General features: G+C 39.1%; 12 protein-coding genes. 8 read left to right on the top strand and 4 right to left on the bottom strand.

Features of this window, described 5'->3' with window-relative positions; translation table 11 throughout:
- Nucleotides 1–11 precede the first annotated feature (11 nt).
- The 5 genes from Q0M21_RS01450 to accC all read left to right on the top strand — a co-directional run bounded on the left by Q0M21_RS01450 (nt 12) and on the right by accC (nt 3,923).
- A complete protein-coding gene (locus tag Q0M21_RS01450) occupies nt 12–578 on the top strand; it encodes a DUF177 domain-containing protein (RefSeq protein WP_295333684.1) in 567 nt (188 codons plus the stop codon).
- A gap of 9 nt (nt 579–587) precedes the next feature.
- Nucleotides 588–782 (top strand): 50S ribosomal protein L32, encoded by a 195-nt coding sequence (gene rpmF, locus Q0M21_RS01455; RefSeq protein ID WP_073308476.1) that lies wholly within the window; start codon nt 588–590, stop codon nt 780–782.
- Nucleotides 783–941: 159 nt separating this feature from the next.
- Nucleotides 942–1,940 (top strand): beta-ketoacyl-ACP synthase III, encoded by a 999-nt coding sequence (locus tag Q0M21_RS01460; RefSeq protein WP_295333688.1) that lies wholly within the window; start codon nt 942–944, stop codon nt 1,938–1,940.
- Nucleotides 1,941–1,964: 24 nt separating this feature from the next.
- Entirely contained in the window at nt 1,965–2,450 is a 486-nt protein-coding gene (gene accB, locus Q0M21_RS01465; protein WP_295333690.1) for an acetyl-CoA carboxylase biotin carboxyl carrier protein, read from the top strand.
- Between the two features lie 126 nt (nt 2,451–2,576).
- Entirely contained in the window at nt 2,577–3,923 is a 1,347-nt protein-coding gene (gene accC, locus Q0M21_RS01470; protein WP_295333695.1) for an acetyl-CoA carboxylase biotin carboxylase subunit, read from the top strand.
- A gap of 226 nt (nt 3,924–4,149) precedes the next feature.
- Here the strand turns inward: accC and Q0M21_RS01475 are convergent, their stop codons facing one another.
- The 4 genes from Q0M21_RS01475 to Q0M21_RS01490 form a co-directional block, all read right to left on the bottom strand.
- On the bottom strand, nt 4,150–6,051 hold the full coding sequence (locus Q0M21_RS01475; protein ID WP_295333699.1) for a S9 family peptidase: 1,902 nt from the start codon (nt 6,049–6,051) through the stop codon (nt 4,150–4,152).
- 94 nt (nt 6,052–6,145) lie between these two features.
- Complete coding sequence (locus Q0M21_RS01480; RefSeq protein ID WP_295333702.1) at nt 6,146–7,474, bottom strand: DUF5689 domain-containing protein; 1,329 nt, start codon at nt 7,472–7,474, stop codon at nt 6,146–6,148.
- A gap of 9 nt (nt 7,475–7,483) precedes the next feature.
- Nucleotides 7,484–8,089: a DUF5017 domain-containing protein gene (locus Q0M21_RS01485; RefSeq protein ID WP_295333705.1), complete on the bottom strand. Its 606-nt coding sequence runs from the start codon at nt 8,087–8,089 to the stop codon at nt 7,484–7,486.
- Between the two features lie 12 nt (nt 8,090–8,101).
- Complete coding sequence (locus Q0M21_RS01490) at nt 8,102–10,921, bottom strand: carboxypeptidase-like regulatory domain-containing protein (protein WP_295333708.1); 2,820 nt, start codon at nt 10,919–10,921, stop codon at nt 8,102–8,104.
- Nucleotides 10,922–11,060: 139 nt separating this feature from the next.
- On the opposite strand from Q0M21_RS01490, the gene Q0M21_RS01495 reads away from it, so the two are divergent.
- The 3 genes from Q0M21_RS01495 (at nt 11,061) to Q0M21_RS01505 (ending at nt 14,453) form a co-directional block, all read left to right on the top strand.
- On the top strand, nt 11,061–12,161 hold the full coding sequence (locus tag Q0M21_RS01495; RefSeq protein ID WP_295333711.1) for an endonuclease/exonuclease/phosphatase family protein: 1,101 nt from the start codon (nt 11,061–11,063) through the stop codon (nt 12,159–12,161).
- Between the two features lie 60 nt (nt 12,162–12,221).
- A complete protein-coding gene (locus tag Q0M21_RS01500) occupies nt 12,222–12,758 on the top strand; it encodes a 3-hydroxyanthranilate 3,4-dioxygenase (RefSeq protein WP_295333714.1) in 537 nt (178 codons plus the stop codon).
- Between the two features lie 147 nt (nt 12,759–12,905).
- Nucleotides 12,906–14,453, top strand: coding sequence for an aldehyde dehydrogenase family protein (locus Q0M21_RS01505; protein WP_295333717.1), 1,548 nt, complete (start codon nt 12,906–12,908; stop codon nt 14,451–14,453).
- Nucleotides 14,454–14,675 lie beyond the last annotated feature (222 nt).

Consider the following 14,675-nt stretch of genomic DNA (forward strand, 5'->3'; position numbering starts at 1 on the left):
TTGTTGTTTAGATGAAAAGTACGAATGAATATTTAATTCCTTTCATAGGATTAAAGTTAGGAAAGCATCAGTTTGAGTTTAAAATAGAGAAAAAGTTCTTTGACGATTACAATTTTGATGAATTCGAAAGTTGCAATATAGACGTTACTGTAGTACTTGAAAAAAAGACTACGATGTTGGAAATCAGCTTTAAGCACAAAGGAACCGTTAATGTTCCTTGTGATTTAACCGGAGAGCCGTTTGATTTGCCTATCAAAGGAAAAATTAAATTGGTAGTACAATTTGGTGACGAATTCAACAACGACAACGACGAATTGTTGATACTCCCACATGGAGAACACCAAATCGATTTGTCGCAATACATTTATGAAATGATTGTGTTATCAGTGCCTCACAAAAGGATACATCCCGGAGTAAAAGACGGCACCTTACAAACAGAAGCATTACAAAAACTGAATGAATTACAAGTTAAAGACCCGAGCGAACGCGAACTGGCGAAGCAAATTAAAGAAGTAAAAAAAGAAGATGATATTGACCCGCGTTGGGACAAATTAAAACAACTATTAACGGATAAATAATATAGTACAATGGCACATCCTAAGAGAAAAACCTCGAAAACAAGAAGAGATAAAAGAAGAACTCACTATAAAGCAACTGTAGCTCAAATCGCTACTTGCCCGGTAACAGGTGAAGCACATTTATACCACAGAGCTTACTGGCATGAAGGTAAAATGTATTACAGAGGACAAGTAGTTATTGATAAATCAGTAGCTGTTGCTTAATTAAGGTTTTTTTACAAAACAAACTCTCACTATGTGGGAGTTTTTTGTTTTGTTTAATTTTAGCAAATATCCCTGTCGATTTACCTTTAGGTATCATTTTTTTTTGTAATTTCCACAACTTTTCGATTGAAAAAAATCGACTGGAAAAATACCCTTTTTATGACCAAAATTACAGCCGCAATTACCGCAGTTGGAGCTTATGTTCCGGAATTTGTACTCTCTAATCAAGTACTGGAAACTATGGTAGATACCAATGATGAATGGATTACCACTCGCACCGGTATCAAAGAAAGAAGACTTTTGAAAGAAAAAGGAAAAGGCACTTCTTATTTGGCCATCAAGGCCGCTCAGGATTTAATTTCCAAAGCCAATATCAATCCCGAAGAAATAGACTTGGTCATCATGGCCACCGCTACTCCGGATATGCCGGTAGCGTCAACAGGCGTTTACGTAGCCAGTCAAATTGGTGCCGTAAATGCTTTTGCTTACGATTTGCAAGCTGCTTGTTCCAGCTTTTTATACGGAATGTCTAATGCTGCTGCTTACATCCAATCCGGTCGCTATAAAAAAGTTTTACTCATCGGTGCTGATAAAATGTCGTCTATTATAGACTACACAGACAGAGCTACTTGCATCATTTTTGGTGATGGTGGCGGCGCTGTTTTATTCGAACCTAATTATGAAGGCTTGGGCTTACAAGATGAGTTTTTAAGAAGCGACGGTATCGGAAGAGAATACCTTAAAATTGATGCCGGTGGTTCCATCCTTCCGCCATCTGCCGAAACTGTAGCTAACGGACAACATTTTGTTTTCCAAGATGGAAAAACAGTATTCAAATATGCTGTTTCCGGCATGGCCGACGTGAGTGAAAAAATAATGGAACGCAACAACTTAACCAAAGAAAACGTAGATTGGTTATTAGCACACCAAGCTAACAAAAGAATTATCGACGCCACAGCCAACAGAATGGGCCTTGATGAAGAGAAAGTATTGGTTAATATTCACCGCTACGGAAACACTACTTCAGCCACTTTGCCTTTGCTGATGAGTGATTTTGAAAAACAATTTAAAAAAGGAGATAACTTAATTTTCGCTGCGTTTGGTGGAGGATTCACTTGGGGATCTATATACCTGAAATGGGCGTATGACAAACAATAAAACTAATTCTAAAACTAACAAATCATGGATTTAAAAGAAATTCAAAACCTGATCAAATTCGTATCCAATTCCGGTGTTGCCGAAGTAAAATTGGAGACAGGTGATGTTAAAATTACTATCAGAACTACTTTAGAAGGAAATACGCCGGAAATCACTTATGTACAACAAGCAGCGCCTATTCAACAAGCTATGGCGGCTCCTGTAGCAGCGGCAGCTCCGGTTGCGGCAGCGCCTGCGACTCCAGCAGTATCTGCTGAAGACAATTCAAAATTTGTTACTATCAAATCGCCAATGATTGGAACTTTCTACCGCAAACCATCTCCGGATAAAGCGCCTTTTGTTGAAGTAGGTAGCACTATCGGTAAAGGTGATGTATTGTGTGTGGTTGAAGCCATGAAATTATTCAACGAAATTGAAGCGGAAGTTTCCGGAAAAATCGTTAAGATTTTAGTAGACGATATGTCTCCGGTAGAATTCGATCAACCTTTATTCTTAGTAGACCCATCGTAATTTAGATTATTAGATTATTAGATTTTCAGATTATTAGTTTTTTCTAATAATCACAAGTTTATCATTAATAGATGAATTAATCTAAAAATCCAACAATCCAATTGTCTAACTATCTAATTTAAAAAGATGTTTAAAAAAATATTAATTGCCAACAGAGGCGAAATTGCACTTCGTGTAATCAGAACTTGTCGCGAGATGGGGATTAAAACCGTTGCGGTTTACTCTACTGCCGATGCAGAAAGTTTACACGTGAAGTTTGCAGACGAAGCAGTTTGTATCGGTCCGCCGCCAAGTAATTTATCATACTTAAAAATGTCTAATATTATCGCCGCGGCAGAAATTACCAATGCCGATGCGATTCATCCGGGTTATGGTTTCCTTTCGGAAAATGCTAAATTTTCTAAAATTTGTCAGGAACACGGCATCAAATTTATCGGAGCTTCTCCGGAAATGATTGAAAAAATGGGAGACAAAGCTACGGCTAAAGCTACCATGAAAGCCGCAGGAGTTCCTTGTGTTCCTGGATCTGACGGAATTTTGGAAGATTTTGAACAAGCCAAAAAAGTAGCCAAAGAAATTGGTTATCCGGTAATGATGAAAGCTACCGCCGGTGGTGGTGGTAAAGGTATGCGTGCCATTTGGAAAGAAGAAGAGCTGGAGAAAGCTTGGGAAAGTGCCCGTCAAGAAGCTGCTGCTGCCTTTGGAAACGATGGGATGTACATGGAAAAGTTAATCGAAGAACCGCGTCATATTGAGATTCAAGTGGTGGGTGATTCTTACGGTAAAGCTTGTCACTTATCGGAAAGAGATTGCTCTGTGCAACGCCGTCACCAAAAATTAACAGAAGAAACACCGTCGCCGTTTATGACTGACGAATTAAGAACTAAAATGGGTGAAGCTGCGGTTAAAGCGGCCGAATTCATCAAGTATGAAGGTGCCGGAACGGTAGAATTTTTGGTAGACAAACACCGCAACTTCTACTTTATGGAGATGAATACGCGTATCCAAGTAGAGCACCCGATTACCGAACAAGTTATCGATTACGATTTGATTCGGGAGCAGATTTTAGTGGCTGCCGGTGTGCCAATTTCAGGTAAAAACTACTTACCGCAATTGCACTCTATTGAATGTCGTATTAATGCAGAAGATCCTTATAACGATTTTCGTCCGTCGCCGGGTAAAATTACTGTTTTACACGCACCGGGAGGACACGGCGTGCGTTTGGACACCCACGTTTACGCAGGGTATACCATTCCGCCGAATTATGACTCCATGATTGCCAAGTTGATAACCACCGCACAAACCCGTGAAGAGGCTATCAACAAAATGAAACGCGCATTAGATGAGTTTTATATTGAAGGCATCAAAACCACTATTCCGTTCCACCGTCAGTTGATGGAAGAACCGGATTATGTAGCCGGAAATTACACTACGAAGTTTATGGAAACGTTTAAAATGAACGATCCGGAATAGATAAAAAAACCCAACGTTAATGTTGGGTTTTTTATTTTGTTGCCTTCACAAAAGTTGAAACGGCTTCCTCTTCAGCCCCGATTCCTTCGGCAGTCGCTTCACTCGTGTGAAGCTAGCTACCATGTAGCGCGAAAAGCGGGAACACGGACCCCAAAAATGCCCGATCCGTTCGCTTCTGATTAAAAAAAGCAAAACCCAACTTTTAGAGTTGGGTTTTTTGTTTGAACTATAAAGTTTCCTGCAACCATTTGTAGAATTCGCGCTGCCATACTAAAGCATTTTGCGGTTTTAACACCCAGTGGTTTTCCTCGGGGAAATACATGAAACGGCTTTTGATGCCACGTAATTGCGCGGCTTGGAATGCTTCTTGGCCTTGTCCGATGGGTACACGGAAATCTTTTCCGCCTTGGATGATTAGGATAGGCGTATTCCATTTGTCAACCATTTTTATAGGATTGAATTCCGTATAGGTTTTTTGGGCATCGGCATTGTCTTTTTCCCAATACGCACCGCCGTGATCCCAATTGTTGAAGAACACTTCTTCGGTGGTGCCATACATACTTTCCAAATTAAAAACCCCGCAATGCGAAATAAAGGTTTTAAATCGATTGCCATGGATGCCGGCAAGATAGAATACCGAATAACCACCATAACTCGCTCCAACAGCCCCTAAACGCGCTCTGTCAACATAACTTTCATTAGCTACATCATCTATGGCCGAAAGATAATCATTCATTACTTGTCCGCCCCAGTCTCTAGAGATTTGTTCGTTCCAAGCTTGACCGTGTCCATACATACCGCGGCGGTTTGGCGCTACTACTACATAACCTTGCGAAGCCATTAATGAAAAATTCCAACGGAAGGAATAGCTTTGCGTTAATGGTGATTGCGGACCACCTTGGCAGTAAAGAAGCGTTGGGTATTTTTTGGTGGCATCGAAATTTGGTGGCAGGATTACCCAAACCAACATTTTTTTACCATCGGTTGTTGTTACGTAACGTCTTTCGTATTTGGGCAAAGCTAGTTTGGCGTAAGTTTCGTCATTGGTTTTCGTTAATTGTGTCCAAATTTTTTTCTTGAAGTTGTACGAATAAATCTCAGCCGCGTGGTTCATATCAGTACGCGTTACGATGATGTTATCGCCTGAAAAACCAACTAAATCATTCACATCAAAATCGCCTGAAGTAACTTGTCTTACCGTAACCGCTATTCTAGTTAAACCCGGAAAATTCACTTCGAACAAATGTTTGGCACCGTCAACAGCGGCGGTAAAGTAAACTTTCTTACCATCGGAACTCCAAAGAAAATTGTCTACACTGCCGTCCCAATTGGCGGTGAGGTTCATGTCGATGCCTTTAAAGCGAACGATAATGTCGTTTTTATCGGCTTCATAGCCGTCGCGTTTCATTTGCAACCAAGTTAAATTTCCTGTTGGAGAGAAAACCGGATTCGTGTCGTAACCCGGATTGTTTTCCGTTAAATTTTTAGTGGTTTTAGTCTCGAGATTGTACTCGTATAAATCGGTGTTGGTTGAAATGGCATATTCGGTACCGGCTTTCTTTTTACACACATAAATAATGCTTTTGCTGTCAGGCGACCAAATGTAATCTTCATCGCCACCGAATGGTTTTTGCGGACTGTCATAAGGTTCGTTAGGCATGATGTCAATGGCCTTAGCCTTTTCTTTGTTTTCGGCGTAAAACACGTGGTTATGAGAACCGTTGTTCCAAGTATCCCAATGGCGGTAATCCAAGCCGTTATAGACTTGTGCATCGGCTTTACCTAAATCAGAATAAATGTCTTTACCCAATACATTTTCGGTTTTTACTTCTTGATGAGAAAGAATATACAAACCGTTAGGCGATACATTTTTATCAACCAGTATATCCTTGGTTTCCTTTACTTCAGTAGGATTACCGCCGTTGACAGGAATAGTATAAAATTTCGAATTGGATTTGTTGTCTGTCACCGAAGGTGTAGCTACTTTGTAAACGATAGATTTGCCGTCTTTGGAAATTCCCATAGCGGTAACTCGACCCAATTTCCATAGTGTTTCGGGGGTAAGTACTTCTTGTGCTGAAGATTGTAAAGTCATAAAACTGATAATGATAACGATGATATTTTTCATTTTGAATTTATTTTGAAGTACGTAAAAGTAATGAATTTATGAAATAAAAAAGTCCCGATTTGTCGGGACCTTTGTTAATGCTATTGGGATAAGTTTATTGAACTTTTACATTATCAACTCTCCATTGTGAAGCACCGGAAGTAGTTGAAACGTATTTGAAAGCAATACGTACATTAGGATTTCCGATGTATGCGTTTAGAGATACATTTCCTGAATTCCACCAAGTGGTTCCGCTTGTAGACAACTGGTAACCGGTTAAAAGTGTCCAAGTTGCTGTTGATGGTAGCGGTGGAGACGCAGGGTTTGGTGCTACATAATTAGTAGAAACAAAAACCTGAAGATTTGTACCTGAGAACGGTCTTTGTGTTTGGAAAGTTAAGGTTGCTGAAGGCGCAGAAGTTAAATCGATAGCCGGAGAAATCAACCAATCTTCGTTGTTTTGGGCACTTCCTGAGTAACCATTCATATCGGCACATCCGGCAGGATTACCTGCACCGGCATTCAACTGCCATACCTGGCTGCCAATTACACTAGGTTTAGACCAGTTGGCAAAACTTGCTGAAGTGCTGAATGTTTCCTCAAACAAAGGCAAAATTCTTGGACCGGTTAATTGCACATCGTCCAAAGATCTGATCATAAACTGAAAAGTACTTCCGAACTTCGTTAAAACACCTCTTATTTTTCCGTTTCCGGAAGGAATAGGTGCAGAAGCAAAAGTAGCGTACTCACTAACCCTAACAATTAGTGTATTCCCGGCCGCATCCACTATATTGTGATTGGTTCCACCACCGATGGTGAATACATCGGTATCATAATAGTTTTGATTTAAAGACGCATCGGAAAACTGAACATTGTTTAACTCAATCAACTTATTGATGTTGTTGTTATTTAGCGTTTGTGAGATGGTTAAATTGTTTACATATTCGTCCTCATTCACTTTGTCACAAGAACGGATAATAACATTTTTGTATTCCACGGGAGAAATTCTTCCCACTTCGTCATCGTTGGTTATATCCGGAGTTCCTCCATTGTATAAACTTCCAATAACCGGTGCATTGTTTTCTCTTACAATGTATCGGTCTTTCATGTTTACATATACTCTTCTTCCAGGTTCATATTTAGTGTACAAGTTGTAATCGTCAACAGGAATACTAAATCCTTGTTGTCCGTCAACAGACACTAATGAAATAGATTTGTAGAAATTTCCTCCTATATCGGAAGACGTTACGTAAGCCTCAATGATGTCTTCTCCTTCATATTTAACATAGGAAGTAGTAGCCAATGCTGCAATTTCCTGAACCGTTTTGGTTGGTGTTAAAGTGGTACACTCATTGCTCAAATCCGGCTCTTTAAAATCGTCATTTACACAACTCACAAAGGTAGCTGCTGTAAATGCTAATGCTAAAAATTTTAAGTTTTTCATAGTCTTTTTTTAGTTATTAGAGTAAACTTTTACTTTATCTACTTGGAATAATCCGTCTAAAGTTGTACCGTTCCCGGTTACTTTGAAGGCAATATGAACCGTTCCTGAATAAGTAGACAAGTCAATTTCGCCAGATGGAATATAGGTGTAATTATTGGTAGTCTCATCGGCCACAACGGCATCTAATTGCGTCCAAGTTGCTGCCAGAACATTGGTCCCGTCATAATTTGTAGAGATAAACACTTCTAACTTATTAGCCGGATTGTCCACAAAGTTAGACGCTGAGGCAAATGTGAATACCGCGTTGGCTCCTTCTTCGATAGTGATAGCTGGAGTGATAGCCCAACCGATGTTAGACGCCTGACCGCTACCAAAAGAGCTGAATTGAATGTAACCATCGTTGTTAAAATCTCTTTCAATCCAAAGTTTGGTTCCTGCTTCTGCATAATTGGTCCATCCTTCGAAATCAAAGGTAGCGTTAAAGTTAATTTCTGCTTCCGGAAAATCTTCGGAGAAAATCAACGGCTTGAACGGAGGAATATCAGTGTCATCCGAACAACTAACAGCAATACTTAGTGTTGCTATTGCCAAAAACGATTTGAATATATTTTTCATAGTACTATACTATTAGAAATTGATGTATAAATTTAAGAAATAAGTTCTTCCGTAACCATAAAAATATTTAGGTCCGAATGAAGGTGTTCCGTTAGCGTTATCCGCTTGGTAATCCGGGAACGTTGCTTTTCTGGATTGTTCGAAACCACCGGTTTTGTATTCAAAATCCAAAACGTTATTGATAGATGCAAAAAAACCGAAAGTGTTGCCTGCAACTCTCCAAGATTTTCCTCCAACCAAGTTAAGTAAGGTGATTGGATCAAATTTTTCTTGTCTTAAGGCAGCTCTAACCGATTCGTCAGTTGCACCTTCAAATCCTAAACCATTAGCATCAACAACAAAGTTTTCTGTTCTTAAGATGTTTGAAATACTGATGTAGCTATCGGCCAAATAGTTAATGTTGGCACCAATCCACCAGAATTTAGGATCTCTGTATTCTAAACCAAATGAATAGGCTTGTTGCGGCATACCCGGTAAACGATATCCTTTGATGTAGGTTTTACCAAAATCAAAAACCGGGTTCGGGTTTGCGCTGGTAGCTAATGCATCATCATTCACTTTTAAGTTAGGATTATTGTCGTAAGTGTACTGTCCGTAAGAAGCAGAACCTGTAGCTTTAATGGTAGAGGTAATTTGGTATTCAAATCCGAATTCTCCACCGATGTGCTTTTTGTTGATTCCGGTAACAATTTCGCTGATGAAAGAATCAGTGTCGGTATCTCCGTCTTCACCGGCATCAAAAATTCCCTCTCCGTAGAAGAATGAGATTTGAGTTGCATTAGAAATTTTATTATAGAAACCTGTTAATCTGGCTTTGAATTTTGGGGCTTTGATGATGTAACTGATGTCAGAACCTACGATAGACTCGCTGGTCAAATCAGGAGTAATATTGTTGTTCAAACGAGCGTTAGAGAAAGTATTTCTCAAATTTGGCGCTTTAGTCATGTAAACTCCATTAATGTCTAAGAACTGTTTTCCGGTGATTTTATAAGTCAACCCTCCTTTGAAACCGAAGTTTTCAAAAATGGCTTTAGCACTTTTTCCGAAAGAGTTGTTAGCATAAATACCGTTTCTGTAGTTTCCTTCTCTTTGGTATTCTGATCTGGAGAAGGTTTGTCCTAAGTAGAAATCAACTTTTTTGTAGTTGAATTTGAATTGTGTAAATCCGTCAAATGTGACAGCATTCAGATTGTAGTTGTAACCGTAAGCATCACCCTCGAACACTTGTCTGTTCGGGTTGTTCAAGTCGGTTTGCGAAGCATCACCGGTAAAGAAAGGATCGATATCTGTAAAATATGTTCCCCCTAAAAGGTCAATAAGCTTTTGGAAGTTTCTAGATTTTAATTTTCTGAAGTTCACTCCAGCATTCATGATGATGTTATCAGCAATAGCAGAATTCAAATAAGAGTTAGCACTCCATTGTTTGTCCTCTACACGATCTTCGTATAAAACGTAAGCACTTCTTTCGCCTCCGTTAACTACTTTGTTGGTGAAATAAATATCATCCCAATTGATTTGTCCGTTGTTGACAAAGTTAGTCTGAGCTTGAACAGCGCTAGGGTTGGTGTATCCTGTGATAGTTACGTTATCTGAAGCGAAAGTTGGCACATAATAAGTCTGATCGTTCAAATAGTAACTTGGTAAGTTTTTGTAGTAGGTTGGATCAGGATTGTTAGCCAATTGGAAATCCAAACGACTGTTACCAACAAATCCAACTTGGTAAGCTACATTGGTGTTCAAGAAAGTTTTGGTATTAATTTTCCAAAAGTGACTCAACATATTGATTGGTTCTTCAATCTCTTTGTATCTTGAGTTTCTTTTTTCTCCTTCTTGCCAACCCCAGTAAGAGTTGTACTCAATTCCTTTTAAACGAGTAACCTCATCGGTATTAGGAGAATTTTTACCTCTCTTATTTTGTGCAAAGATGGAAGTAAAGTTAATAGAGTGGTTTTCGTTGATTTTTTTCTCAACGCTGGCAAACAATGAATTGGCTGCATAGTTGGTTCCTTCAAAGTATCCTTCTTCGGCCCATCTTCTGGAAGCTGAAACTACAAAGGCCCAACCATCTTTATTCATACCGGAAGCATGAGTCCCCATAGCTCTCCAGCTGTAATTGGTATTAGTACCTGAAAAGGAAATTCTCGATCCTTTTCTGTAAATTGAAGCTCTGGTATTGATTTCCTGAGTACCTAAAATTCCGCCGAAAGTGTAATCCGATGGCGTAGAACCCATTGTAAACTCTTGGTTTCTGGTAGCATCGTTTAATCCGCCCCAGTTGCTCCATTGCGGTCTTCCGTCGTAGATTTTATTCATAGAAATACCATTAATCATGGTATTACTGTACTCATTATCTAAACCTCTGATTCTGAAACGAGCCTGACCCCAGTTGAATGCCGCAGCTTGTTGGTAAATATCTCTGGAAGCTTGCAATAATCCTGAAGTACTTTCAGAACCACTGTTGTCATCTCCTAAATCATTTTCCGTAATCGTAATCAAACTTAATTGTTGTTCCGAGGTTAGGTCTTCTTCAAAAACAATAACACCCAAGTCCAACACCTTTCCGGCTTCTACTTCAACCGACAATAGTTGGTCTTTGTATCCGGCGCTCTTAATTTGCAGTAGTTGACTACCGCTGGGTACTTCTTTAAAAATAAAAACACCCATAGCATCTGTCAAAGCAGTAAGACTGGTGTTTTCAATAGAAGCAACAACATTTTGTAAAGGTTTTTGTGTTTTTGAATCTACTACTTTACCTGTGATTCCTGCAGTAGTTTGAGCAAAAACAAAAAACACTTGCATCACAAATAAGGTACTAATAACAAGTTTTTTCATAAATAAAATAAAATTAATTTTAATCCCTGCTAAGTCTTAATAAAAACTTAACAGCCGACAAATGTACATCTTTTAATAATATTATCTACTTTTGGCCCAAAGTTTGTAAAAAACTTGATATTAAATTAATATACGTTTTATGAGAATTAAAAATTCAATAGCGCTTTTCTTTGTTTTTTTCGCAATAATCGGCGCTAATGCACAGGCAAAAAAGTATAATATTCATACCGTTGCCTTTTACAATTTCGAAAACTTATTCGATACCATCAATGGTTCCAACAACGATGAAGAATGGCTTCCTAACGGAGCGCAAAACTGGACCGGTAAAAAATACAAACAAAAACTAAAAAACTTAGCCCGAGTACTCTCGGAAATCGGCACCAACGAACAACAAAAAGAATCACCGGTAATTATCGGCGGATGTGAAATTGAAAACAGAGGTGTTTTGGAAGATTTAGTCAAAGAACCTCTTCTTATCAATAAAAACTACGGCATCATTCACTTCGATTCTCCCGACAAAAGAGGAATCGACGTAGCATTATTGTACCAAAAGAAACACTTCAAACCTACCAGCTTCAAAAATATTCCTTTATTAATTTATAGAAGCCAAGAAGGAAAGGCAGATAAAAAAGACAATGAAGAATCAACGGATGACAAAGCTGAAGCCGGAAAAGACGACAGAGTTTACACGCGTGACCAACTTTTAGTAACCGGTTTTTTGGATGGTGAAGAAGTTAACATCATCGTAAACCACTGGCCGTCTCGCTCAGGAGGAGAAAAGAAAAGCTCTCCTTTCCGTGAAGCTGCCGGACGTTTGAACCGACAAATCATGGATTCCATCTTCAAAATTAACCCTGATGCTAAAATCATCACTATGGGAGACCTTAACGACGGAACTTACAACAAAAGTGTAAAAGAAGGCATCGGAGCCAAACGCAAAAAAGAAGAAGTAAAACCTCAAGGCATCTACAATCCGTTTGAAGAAATGTACTATAAAGGACATGCCACGTTGTTTTACCGTGACGCCGGTGATATTTTCGACCAAATCATGATTTCAGAACCGTTCTTAAGATCGGATTATTCTTCTTTCAGATATTGGAAAGCCGGAATTTACAACAAGCCTTATATGATTACAACCAGTGGCCAATACAAAGGATATCCGCTAAGACATACCATGACCGAAATAGGTTACAGCGATCACTTCCCGGTCTACATTTACCTCATAAAGGAAATCAAATAATTTTTAAAAGTCTCGATATTTCGGGACTTTTTTATTTTAACTTTACTCAAAATTTAGATTATGCCAGTCGCAAAACCCTTTAACCTCAACCGTTGGATTGACGAAAACCGTCATTTACTCAAACCACCTGTTGGCAATAAAAACTTATATGTTGATTCCGGTGATTATATTGTCATGATAGTGGCCGGTCCCAATGCCCGTAAAGATTTTCACTACAACGAAACCGAAGAACTTTTCTATCAACTAGAAGGCGAAATTACCGTATACATACAAGAAGACGGCCAAAAAAAAGCCATGAAACTCTCCGCCGGCGATATGTTTTTGCTTCCTGCTAAAGTACCGCATTCACCCTCGCGCACAGAAAACTCCATTGGCTTGGTGGTAGAACGCAAAAGAGTGGGAAAAGAAATTCCCGACGGCTTGCTTTGGTTTTGCGAAAACTGCAACCACAAACTCTACGAAGTCTATTTCGAATTAAACGATATCGAAAAAGATTTTTTACAACATTTCAATCATTTTTACCAATCGGAAAGCCTGAGAACCTGTGATAAATGCGGTACTGTAATGGATACCGACCCGAGATTTATCACCAAGTAAATAATCAGGAGCTAATCCAGCTGTCCACTGTATCTTTTTATCTTGTTAAAAAAACAAGCTAAAAAGGATGCCGTTCCCATCCGGGCTAAAATTCAAAATAAACGATTACTTTTGCTGAAAATTTTAAACACTCAAACTACAAATACAATGGCAACAATTGCACAACAATTCGGTATGACCGAAGCCTTGGAAACATTAGGCATAAAAGCTGTTAACGAAGGAACTTCAACAGGTTCAAAATGGTTTTCTAACGGAAAAATCATCGAATCGTATTCCCCGGCAACCGGTGAGTTAATTGCAAAAGTAAAATCTTCTACCAAAGAAGATTACGAAACTGCAATGCAAGCCGCATCGGAAGCTTTCAAAACATGGCGTTTGGTTCCGGCTCCAAAAAGAGGAGAAATTGTACGTCAAATGGGAGATGAATTACGCAAACATAAAGAAGCATTAGGAAAATTAGTGTCTTTTGAAATGGGTAAGTCGTATCAAGAAGGTCTTGGAGAGGTTCAGGAAATGATTGATATCTGTGATTTCGCTGTTGGTTTATCTCGTCAGTTACACGGTTTAACCATGCACTCAGAGCGCCCAATGCACCGAATGTATGAGCAATGGCATCCGTTTGGAGTAGTAGGAATCATTTCGGCTTTCAACTTCCCGGTAGCAGTTTGGTCTTGGAACTCTATGTTGGCTTGGGTTTGTGGTGATGTTTGTATTTGGAAACCAAGTTCAAAAACGCCTTTGTGTGCCGTAGCTTGTCAAAATATCATCCAAACCGTATTAGAAAGAAATAATTTACCGGAAGGGATTAGTTGTTTAGTAGTTGGTAACGAGTCTGGAGATTTAATCAATAACGACAAACGTATTCCATTAGTGTCGTTTACAGGTTCTACCAGAATTGGTCGTCATGTTTCGCAAGTAGTAGCCTCTCGTTTCGGAAAAACCATTTTAGAATTGGGTGGAAACAATGCGATTATCGTATCTAAAGAAGCCGATTTATCGATGGTATTAGTGGGAGCGGTATTTGGAGCGGTAGGAACTGCTGGTCAACGTTGTACGTCAACACGCAGGTTAATTGTTCACGAAAGTGTATACGATAAAACTTTAGATGTTTTAGCAAAAGCTTATGCACAGTTAAAAATCGGAAATCCGTTAGATGCTAACAATCACGTAGGACCGCTTATTGATAAAGCTGCAGTACAAGATTACTTAAACGCAATCGAGAAAGCCAAAGCGGAAGGCGGAAGAATCATAGTAGACGGCGGTGTTTTAGAAGGCGAAGGCTACGAAAGCGGTTGTTATGTAAAACCATGTATTATCGAGGCGAAAAACGAGTTCGAAATTGTGCAACACGAAACCTTCGCTCCGGTATTATATGTAATGAAATACAGCACTATTGAAGAAGCAATTGCGATTCAAAACGGCGTGCCACAAGGATTATCCTCTTCTATCTTTACTAACAATATGAGAGAAATGGAATTATTCCTTTCAGCGGCTGGTTCAGATTGCGGTATTGCTAACATAAACATCGGAACTTCCGGTGCTGAAATTGGCGGTGCTTTTGGCGGTGAAAAAGAAACCGGTGGTGGCCGTGAATCAGGTTCTGATGCATGGAAAGCCTACATGAGAAGACAAACCAATACCATCAACTACGGTACTGCGTTGCCGTTGGCACAAGGTATTAAGTTTGATTTCTAGATTAAGAAAATAGAATATAGAGAAAAGAAAACCCTGCAAGATGTTTGCAGGGTTTTTGCTTTTATCTATTTTGTAAATAATATTAATGCCTATCCCAAAAACCAATACAATAGTTATTAAACCAATTGTAAATGTAATTAAAGGTTTTTCCTTTATTGATGATTTTATGCTAACCTTAGAACCATTGAAGAATCCAATAACTATAGCTTCAACTAATTTTCC

The organism is Flavobacterium sp. (assembly GCF_024710485.1).
Lineage (GTDB): Bacteria > Bacteroidota > Bacteroidia > Flavobacteriales > Flavobacteriaceae > Flavobacterium.

Coding starts and splice junctions, on each gene's coding strand:
- Q0M21_RS01485 (WP_295333705.1), bottom strand. CDS start 8,089: ATGAAAAATATATTCAAATCGTTTTTGGCAATAGCAACACTAAGTATT.
- Q0M21_RS01450 (WP_295333684.1), top strand. CDS start 12: ATGAAAAGTACGAATGAATATTTAATTCCTTTCATAGGATTAAAGTTA.
- Q0M21_RS01495 (WP_295333711.1), top strand. CDS start 11,061: ATGAGAATTAAAAATTCAATAGCGCTTTTCTTTGTTTTTTTCGCAATA.
- accC (WP_295333695.1), top strand. CDS start 2,577: ATGTTTAAAAAAATATTAATTGCCAACAGAGGCGAAATTGCACTTCGT.
- rpmF (WP_073308476.1), top strand. CDS start 588: ATGGCACATCCTAAGAGAAAAACCTCGAAAACAAGAAGAGATAAAAGA.
- Q0M21_RS01475 (WP_295333699.1), bottom strand. CDS start 6,051: ATGAAAAATATCATCGTTATCATTATCAGTTTTATGACTTTACAATCT.
- Q0M21_RS01500 (WP_295333714.1), top strand. CDS start 12,222: ATGCCAGTCGCAAAACCCTTTAACCTCAACCGTTGGATTGACGAAAAC.
- Q0M21_RS01460 (WP_295333688.1), top strand. CDS start 942: ATGACCAAAATTACAGCCGCAATTACCGCAGTTGGAGCTTATGTTCCG.
- Q0M21_RS01480 (WP_295333702.1), bottom strand. CDS start 7,474: ATGAAAAACTTAAAATTTTTAGCATTAGCATTTACAGCAGCTACCTTT.
- accB (WP_295333690.1), top strand. CDS start 1,965: ATGGATTTAAAAGAAATTCAAAACCTGATCAAATTCGTATCCAATTCC.
- Q0M21_RS01490 (WP_295333708.1), bottom strand. CDS start 10,921: ATGAAAAAACTTGTTATTAGTACCTTATTTGTGATGCAAGTGTTTTTT.
- Q0M21_RS01505 (WP_295333717.1), top strand. CDS start 12,906: ATGGCAACAATTGCACAACAATTCGGTATGACCGAAGCCTTGGAAACA.